This is a genomic window from Mesorhizobium sp. M7A.F.Ca.CA.002.05.1.1 (genome assembly GCF_003998335.1).
Classification (GTDB): Bacteria; Pseudomonadota; Alphaproteobacteria; order Rhizobiales; family Rhizobiaceae; genus Mesorhizobium.
Genome location: NZ_RZQI01000284.1, coordinates 1 through 6,581 on the forward strand (window position 1 = coordinate 1; position 6,581 = coordinate 6,581).

The window sequence follows — 6,581 nt, forward strand, 5'->3', positions numbered from 1 at the left end:
GGGCATCTACATGCTCAACGCCAAGAACAATTTCCGTCCTGACCTGGTTCTTGCCGCCGTCGGAGTGAGCGCTGCCCTGACCCTTGTCCTGTTCGGGTTGACTGTACTGCTGCAGCGCCTTGCGATGCCCTGGGAGCGGGCCGGCAAGGAAACCGTCGGGAAGGGGCCCTGGCGATGAGCCGGCTCGAACTGCGGTATGTGCGCAAGGCGTTCGGTGGGCTCGACGTGCTGGCCGATATTTCGCTTAGCGTCGGCGCTGGTGAATTCGTCTCGATCCTTGGACCCTCGGGCGCCGGCAAATCGACACTCTTCCAGCTTCTGACCGGCGCCGAGCATGGCGAGGGCGAGATGTTGTTTGACGGCGCGCCGCTCGACGACCACGGCAGGCATTTCGCTTTCATGCCGCAGCGTGACGCGCTGATGCCGTGGCGGCGCATCCTCGACAACGCAACGCTCGGGCTCGAAGTGCAAGGCATGAGGAGACAGGCGGCGCGGGCGCGCGTTGCGCCGTTGTTTGCCGAATTCGGGCTTGCCGGCTTCGAGCGGCATTTTCCAGCGCAACTGTCCGGCGGTATGCGCCAGCGCGCGGCCTTGCTGCGCACGGTGGTGCAGCAACGCGACATGCTTTTGCTCGACGAGCCGTTCGGCGCGCTCGACGCGCTGACCCGCACGGCCATGCAGCGCTGGCTGGAACAGATGTGGCGGCATCATCGCTGGACGGCGCTCCTGATCACCCATGACGTGCGCGAAGCCGTGTTCCTGTCCGACCGCATCTATCTGCTGTCGGCGCGCCCGGCCCGCATCGTGCGTGAAATCAAGGTGCCGCTGCCGCGCCCGCGCAGCCTTGGCGGCGATGCCGCGCGCCAGGCAAGTACGCTCGAGGCCGAGATTCTCGACATCATCCTCAACGCCACCCCATCCAAAGGACACGATCATGACTGACTTGACGCGCCGGCAGGCCTTGTTGCTGACCCTTGCCACAGGCCTTCCGCTCGTTGCCGGATCGGGGCGAGCCCAAGCACAATCGGCACAAAAGGTCACCGTTGCCCTCGACTGGACTGTCAACACCAACCACATCGGACTGTTCGTCGCCCGCGACAAGGGCTTCTATCGCGAGGCCGGGCTCGAGGTCGACATCCTGCCTTACAGCGATACCGGTGCGGGCACGCTGGTTGCAAATCGCGTCGCCGATTTCGGCATCAACGGCACCATCAGCCTGTTCACCCAGAGAACCGCCGGAGCGGACCTGAAGGGCGTCTATGCGGTGGTGCAATCGGAAACCGGCCGCGTGGTCTTCAATGCGGCCCGCAGCGAGATCGTAAGCCCGAGAAACCTCGACGGCCTGACCTATGGCGGCTTCGGCAGCGCCTGGGAAAACGCCCTGATATCGACCATCATCCGCCATGATGGCGGCAAGGGCAATTTCGAGACGGTGACGCTCGGCACCTCAGCCTATGAGGCGCTGGCCAATGGTTCGGTCGATTTCACGCTCGAAGTCTCGACCTGGGAGGGTGTCGACGCCGAGCTCAAGGGCGTCAAACAACGCAGCTTCGTCTATGCCGATTACGGCGTGCCTGACGAGCACACGACACTGATCTCTTCGAGCGAAGCCTATCTCCAGGCAAACCCCAAGCCTGCGGCCGCCTTTGTCCAGGCGACGCGGCGCGGCTACCAGTTCGCGGTCGATCACCCCGAAGATGCGGCAGCCCTGCTGATCGCGGCCAACAAGGATGCGTTGACCAATCCGGCGCTGATCCACGCCTCACTGAAGGCGCTGATCGACGGCCATTATCTGCGCAGCCAAAGCGGTGCCATCGGGACGATGGATCCGGCCAAGATGGGAGCGATCGGCGGCTATCTCTTCGCGTCCGGCATTTTGCGTGATGCCGACGGCAAGCTGGTTGCTCAACGCCCGGATTTCGGGAGCTATTTCCGCAACGACTATCTGAGCTAGTCTGGCAAAACCAAATGAGATGGGTCGCCAGTCTTTCTGGGCGACCGCGTGGAGCAGGTCGTCTGGGAGTGGCGCCCTGGCTCCCCGACAGCCAGTTTAATGCCGATCTGATCTTGTTGATTAACTGCCCGGCAATGGTTGCGTGCAAAGGTCGCCCTGAGGGATCATTGGGGTGTTTGCATTGCTCATATCAAAAAGCGAGGCGCTTTCGCACATCAGTGACGGCAGGATTTTGTCCGCAGCCCGAACGCGCGAAATCCTGGTGGATTTGCGCGAAGGTTTCTTTCGGATCTGCGCGCTGGCCTTCGCGGGCATGTTCGTCTACCGCGGCGTATCTCACCTGATGCTCGACCCGACCCGCATCAATGTGGCGCTGATGGCAATTTCCGAGATCCTGACCTTTACCTGGCTGCTTCTGTCGCGGCGACCACAGGTACGCGACTGGAACCCGCTGACGGTGGTTGTTTCGGTGGTCGCCAGCTTCGGTGTCGGCTTCATCGACCTGGAACCGGGCGTGGCCATCATCCCGATCTATGCCGCCGCGCCGCTGCAAGTCCTGGCGTTGGGGTTCGTGATCTGGGGGAAGATATCGCTAGGGCGTTCTTTCGCCATTCTGCCGGGCAATCGCGGCGTGATGACCGACGGTGCCTACCGCCTGGTGCGGCACCCGATCTATGCCGGATACCTTGCCGGTCATGTCCTGTTCCTGCTGTCGGCCTTTTCCTTCTACAATCTTGCTGTCTACGCCGCGATCACCTTCTTCCAGGTTCATCGCATCCTGCGCGAAGAGGCGCTGTTAGCCGCGACGCCGGAATACCGGGACTATATGAAGCGCGTCCACTACAGGCTGTTCTATGGGATCGTCTGACAAGCCGGCCAGCGCAGAATCGTTCGGCCTGCAATCACGCTTGCACTCTCTCGCTCCCGCATCCGCCGACAGACTCTGGCCACTTGCAATCATCGTGGCGGTCTTGCTGATCTTGCGAGAGGCTCATGCCCTGTCCGGTGCGGTGTACGGCCTCGCAGTAAAGACGAGCAGAGTAACGTCCGATCATCAATGGCCTTACGCACTGTTAGTGTAAAGAGAAATTATTCCAACTTTATTATAATTTTATTTCAGAAATTTTGTTGATGTATACCACGCTTCAGGTTGAGTATTCTCTCTCTGAAACTGAAATTCACCACCTCGCGTAGTTGATCTTGCAATCGGCCTCTCGCCAATTGCTTTAGCGCAACGACAACAGGAGAGTGTTATGGCTCACACCATCAAGACAGTCGCCAACATGTTGGCGGGTAGTGCGGTAATCTTAGCCCTTTCCCTGCCCGCCAATGCTGCGGGAATCGGCCTTGGCGTTGGTGCCTCGGTGGGTGGTAGCGGCGGCGTCAATGGCGTCGGGGCTTCCGTTGGCGGCAGTGGCGGCATCAGCGCCGGAGTGGGCGCCTCGGTGGGCGGCAGCGGTGGTGTAAAGGCCGGGGCCGGTGCCAATGTCGGCGGCTCGAGCGGTGTCAATGCCGGTCTCGGCGCTTCGGTCGGCGGCAGCAATGGCATCAATGCCGGCGCGGGCGCCAATGTTGGAGGATCTGGCGGCATTGCTGCCGGACTCGGCGCCAATGTGGGCGGAACGAGCGGCGTCGGCGTCGGTGTCGGTGTCGGCGTGGGTATTGGGGGCGGCATCAATCCGTCCAATCCGTCGAACCCGAGCAATCCGTCCAATCCGTCAAACCCCAGCAGGCCGAGCCTGCCGGGTGTCGTGGCCCAGATGTCGGATAGCAACGTGGCGCGAATGAAGAAGCGCTGCGTCGACGTGCTCGGCAGCGAAGGCGCTTACGACCGCGACCTCCGGCAACTCTGCCTCCTGATCGCGCGCCGCTGATGCTGGAGGTGCCGGGACTGGAGGTGCCGAACCGGCCCTGAGGCCCGGCCGCATGTTCCTGGCCTCCGGCTGGTCGGAAGGCCCGCCACACTGGCGGGCTTTCCGCGTTCATTGGCGTGCCGGTATCAAAGTTCTGGCTTCCATCACGTTGGATGGCCGTTTCCGTTGCCACGATCGCACGGAACGGTAGAGCCTTGGGAACGTTCTCGTCCTCGAACATCGCGGCCGCGATGTTCGACCCAATGCGTCAGCGCTAACGGGAGCTGAAAGCCATGAGCCTTGGAACCATACTGATCATCATTCTTATCCTTGCCCTGCTTGGCGGCTTCAGCGGCCTCGGCGGAGGTCCTTTTTATGGCGCCGGCTACTATGGCGGCGGCGGCCTCGGGCTCGTGCTGCTCATCGTCATCGTGCTTGTCGTGCTCGGGCGCATCTAGCCAGGCCCGCCCGGTTGTCGCCGACAGATCGCAATCTCGTGAGCGCCCCCAATGTCGGCGCGCACCGGATTGTGATGCAGGCAAGCCGGCTTGTGATCTTGCACTCTGCAAAACTTTCGTATGGTCATTGCGGTCCACACCCCCCCGTGGAAACAAGAGGAGAGGGTCCCACCCCTTATCCTCCTCCAAGGCCCGCTCCGGTTCACCGTGGCGGGCTTTTGCTTGATGGGCGAGGGAACCGGCTTGCATCAAGCTTCAAGGAAAGGCGGGTGTTTTCTGAGAAGTCTCCGTTCTGGCTGCGGCATTGAGCGCAGGCCGGATCCTGACGCCAGATTACTCCATGTCAGGTACGTCGCCGCTGACGAAGAGCGTGTTCGGCGGGCCGTATTCGCCTAGCGTCGGATCGGCCTCACGGCTCCAGGCGATGACGCCGGCATGCTTTGCCGCCAGAGCCTTGGCGGTGCGTATAGCGCGGTCTTCGCTTTGCTGGTCGGCGGGTCCAAAGGCTGGGAACAGCTCGCCATCCTCACCGCGATCGAAGGCGACCACGACGATCAGCCTGGGATTTTTCTGGCCACTGGAATCGGACATCTTGCACCTTTAGCGCGGAACCTATCACATTGCTCGGGGTTGAAGGCCGCGAATCGATGAATGCCGACTTTGGGGAGTGGCATCGTGCAAGATCAGCGTTTCGATGAGCCGGTCAGGATTGCGCTCGGCCGATCGCGAAACTCGATCTTCAACGTGGAGCGGGTCGCTCAGGCTGCAGACGTCCTGCTGAACCGCTGGCCGGTTGCGACCGGGCAAAAGCATATGGTTGCCCGCAAGGTCTGTCTGGCCGTGCTCGAGGGAAAGAAAGAAGTCTCGGCGGCAAGGGCGGCGTTCATTAACGCCGCGATCGAGGCGGACATCCTCGTCGAACCGCGTGAGGTGTCGATCCCGTAGCCTGCTCCGGTGAAATTGAATCAGGGTCTGGCTCCATCCCCTTGATGTATGCCTCTTTTTTGGCGATCGCCGACCGGCTTTTCGGGGGCCATATTGACCTGCCTCTCGGCGCGCCTTGCACGGTATTCCGCATATTCGCTGCCTTTTGGGCAGTCTTCAGTACCCGTTGACATAGCATCCCGGTCTCTATATTGAACAGGATTATACAGGTTCACTGAACAGGTACTATATGAAGCGGCGCGCGGTTCAACTGTCTCCCGGTACGGGCAAACCCGAGCAGATCGCCACCGTTCTCGAACATGAAATCCGCTCCGGTGTTCTCGGCTTCGGCGACCGCCTGCAAAGCGAGAATGAACTTGTCCAGCGCTTCTCCGTCAGTCGCAATACGGTCCGCAAGGGCCTTGAGGAATTGTCCAGCCGGGGGCTGATCACGACCAGGGTTGGTATCGGCTCGTTCGTCACCTTCGACGGCAAGCCGGTCGATGACTCCATCGGCTGGTCGCGCGCGCTGGCCGATGCCGGCGCCAATGCCGAGACGCGGACGCTGCGGCTGGAGGTCATCGAAGACCCCGATCTGGCTGCGCTGCTTGCTATCGAAAGCCCGTTCTTCATTGCCGTTGACCGGGTGCGCACCAACGCCAGCGACGGCCATGCGATCTCCATCGAGCGCAGCCGGCTGCCATTGTCCTCCGAGCTTGAGGACGTACCGTTGCGCGGACTGCGCGAGGGCTCGCTGCACCAGACGCTGCGCGCCGCCGGCCTCATTCCCGACCATGGCGAGGAATGGGTCGAGATCGAGATGCTCAATGCCGAGGATGCGGCCATCCTCGGTTGCCCACAAGGCACGCCCTTCCTGCGCGGGCGCCGGTTGACGCGTGCGGCTGACGATCGGCCGATCGAGTATGTCACCAGCCTGCTCAATCCGGCACATTTTGCGCTGCATATGAGGTTCTAAGCGATGTCGGATGCAACCAGCAATACCATCGATCGCGCCATGGGCGCGCTTGTCGGCGGAGCGCTGGGAGACGCGCTCGGCATGCCGACGCAGCTTTTGTCGCCGGCTCGCATTGCCGAACTCTACGGCCATGTAGAGGATTTCATCGAGCCTTTCGCCGATCATCCGGTGTCGAAGGGCCTGGCCGCTGGAACCATCACCGACGATACCGAACAGGCGCTGCTGCTCGGCCGCATCCTGGTCGAATCCGGCGACCGTTTCGACCACGCGCGCTGGGTCAATGCGCTGCTCGACTGGGAGCGCGAGGTCAAGGCGCGCGGCAGCTATGATCTTTTGGGGCCGTCGACCAAGCGTGCCATCGATGCCATCAACAATGGCGTACCGGCCGAGGCTATGGCGATCGAGGTGTTGTGCGT

At 61.9% G+C, this 6,581-nt stretch carries 9 protein-coding genes and 1 pseudogene; 9 read left to right on the forward strand and 1 reads right to left on the reverse strand.

Going from position 1 to position 6,581, the window contains the following annotated elements:
* The 6 genes and pseudogenes from EN939_RS39120 to EN939_RS16130 all read left to right on the forward strand — a co-directional run.
* A pseudogene (locus EN939_RS39120) lies at positions 1–178 on the forward strand (ABC transporter permease); the annotation flags it as partial.
* Entirely contained in the window at positions 175–942 is a 768-nt protein-coding gene (locus EN939_RS16110; protein WP_127268776.1) for an ABC transporter ATP-binding protein, read from the forward strand. The pseudogene EN939_RS39120 and the gene EN939_RS16110, both read left to right, overlap by 4 nt.
* Complete coding sequence (locus EN939_RS16115) at positions 935–1,954, forward strand: ABC transporter substrate-binding protein (protein ID WP_127268777.1); 1,020 nt, start codon at positions 935–937, stop codon at positions 1,952–1,954. The genes EN939_RS16110 and EN939_RS16115 overlap by 8 nt, the downstream gene beginning before the upstream one ends.
* Before the next feature lie 232 nt (positions 1,955–2,186).
* Positions 2,187–2,822: a methyltransferase family protein gene (locus tag EN939_RS16120; RefSeq protein ID WP_245465035.1), complete on the forward strand. Its 636-nt coding sequence runs from the start codon at positions 2,187–2,189 to the stop codon at positions 2,820–2,822.
* A gap of 385 nt (positions 2,823–3,207) precedes the next feature.
* Positions 3,208–3,828 (forward strand): hypothetical protein, encoded by a 621-nt coding sequence (locus EN939_RS16125; RefSeq protein WP_127268779.1) that lies wholly within the window; start codon positions 3,208–3,210, stop codon positions 3,826–3,828.
* Between the two features lie 272 nt (positions 3,829–4,100).
* A complete protein-coding gene (locus EN939_RS16130; RefSeq protein ID WP_127268780.1) occupies positions 4,101–4,265 on the forward strand; it encodes a DUF3309 family protein in 165 nt (54 codons plus the stop codon).
* Positions 4,266–4,598: 333 nt separating this feature from the next.
* Here the strand turns inward: EN939_RS16130 and EN939_RS16135 are convergent, their stop codons facing one another.
* Complete coding sequence (locus tag EN939_RS16135; protein ID WP_127268781.1) at positions 4,599–4,856, reverse strand: hypothetical protein; 258 nt, start codon at positions 4,854–4,856, stop codon at positions 4,599–4,601.
* 60 nt (positions 4,857–4,916) lie between these two features.
* Between EN939_RS16135 and EN939_RS16140 the strand changes: the two genes are divergently transcribed.
* The 3 genes from EN939_RS16140 to EN939_RS16150 all read left to right on the forward strand — a co-directional run.
* A complete protein-coding gene (locus EN939_RS16140) occupies positions 4,917–5,210 on the forward strand; it encodes a DUF982 domain-containing protein (protein WP_236382758.1) in 294 nt (97 codons plus the stop codon).
* A 229-nt stretch (positions 5,211–5,439) separates the two neighbouring features.
* Positions 5,440–6,165 (forward strand): GntR family transcriptional regulator, encoded by a 726-nt coding sequence (locus EN939_RS16145; RefSeq protein ID WP_127268782.1) that lies wholly within the window; start codon positions 5,440–5,442, stop codon positions 6,163–6,165.
* A 3-nt stretch (positions 6,166–6,168) separates the two neighbouring features.
* On the forward strand, positions 6,169–6,581 hold a 413-nt coding region (locus EN939_RS16150; RefSeq protein WP_206528295.1), incomplete at its 3' end, for an ADP-ribosylglycohydrolase family protein.

Excerpts from the sequence above, each read along its gene's own strand:
- EN939_RS16110 (WP_127268776.1), top strand. The coding sequence starts at position 175 with ATGAGCCGGCTCGAACTGCGGTATGTGCGCAAGGCGTTCGGTGGGCTC.
- EN939_RS16115 (WP_127268777.1), top strand. The coding sequence starts at position 935 with ATGACTGACTTGACGCGCCGGCAGGCCTTGTTGCTGACCCTTGCCACA.
- EN939_RS16125 (WP_127268779.1), top strand. The coding sequence starts at position 3,208 with ATGGCTCACACCATCAAGACAGTCGCCAACATGTTGGCGGGTAGTGCG.
- EN939_RS16130 (WP_127268780.1), top strand. The coding sequence starts at position 4,101 with ATGAGCCTTGGAACCATACTGATCATCATTCTTATCCTTGCCCTGCTT.
- EN939_RS16135 (WP_127268781.1), bottom strand. The coding sequence starts at position 4,856 with ATGTCCGATTCCAGTGGCCAGAAAAATCCCAGGCTGATCGTCGTGGTC.
- EN939_RS16140 (WP_236382758.1), top strand. The coding sequence starts at position 4,917 with ATGCCGACTTTGGGGAGTGGCATCGTGCAAGATCAGCGTTTCGATGAG.
- EN939_RS16145 (WP_127268782.1), top strand. The coding sequence starts at position 5,440 with ATGAAGCGGCGCGCGGTTCAACTGTCTCCCGGTACGGGCAAACCCGAG.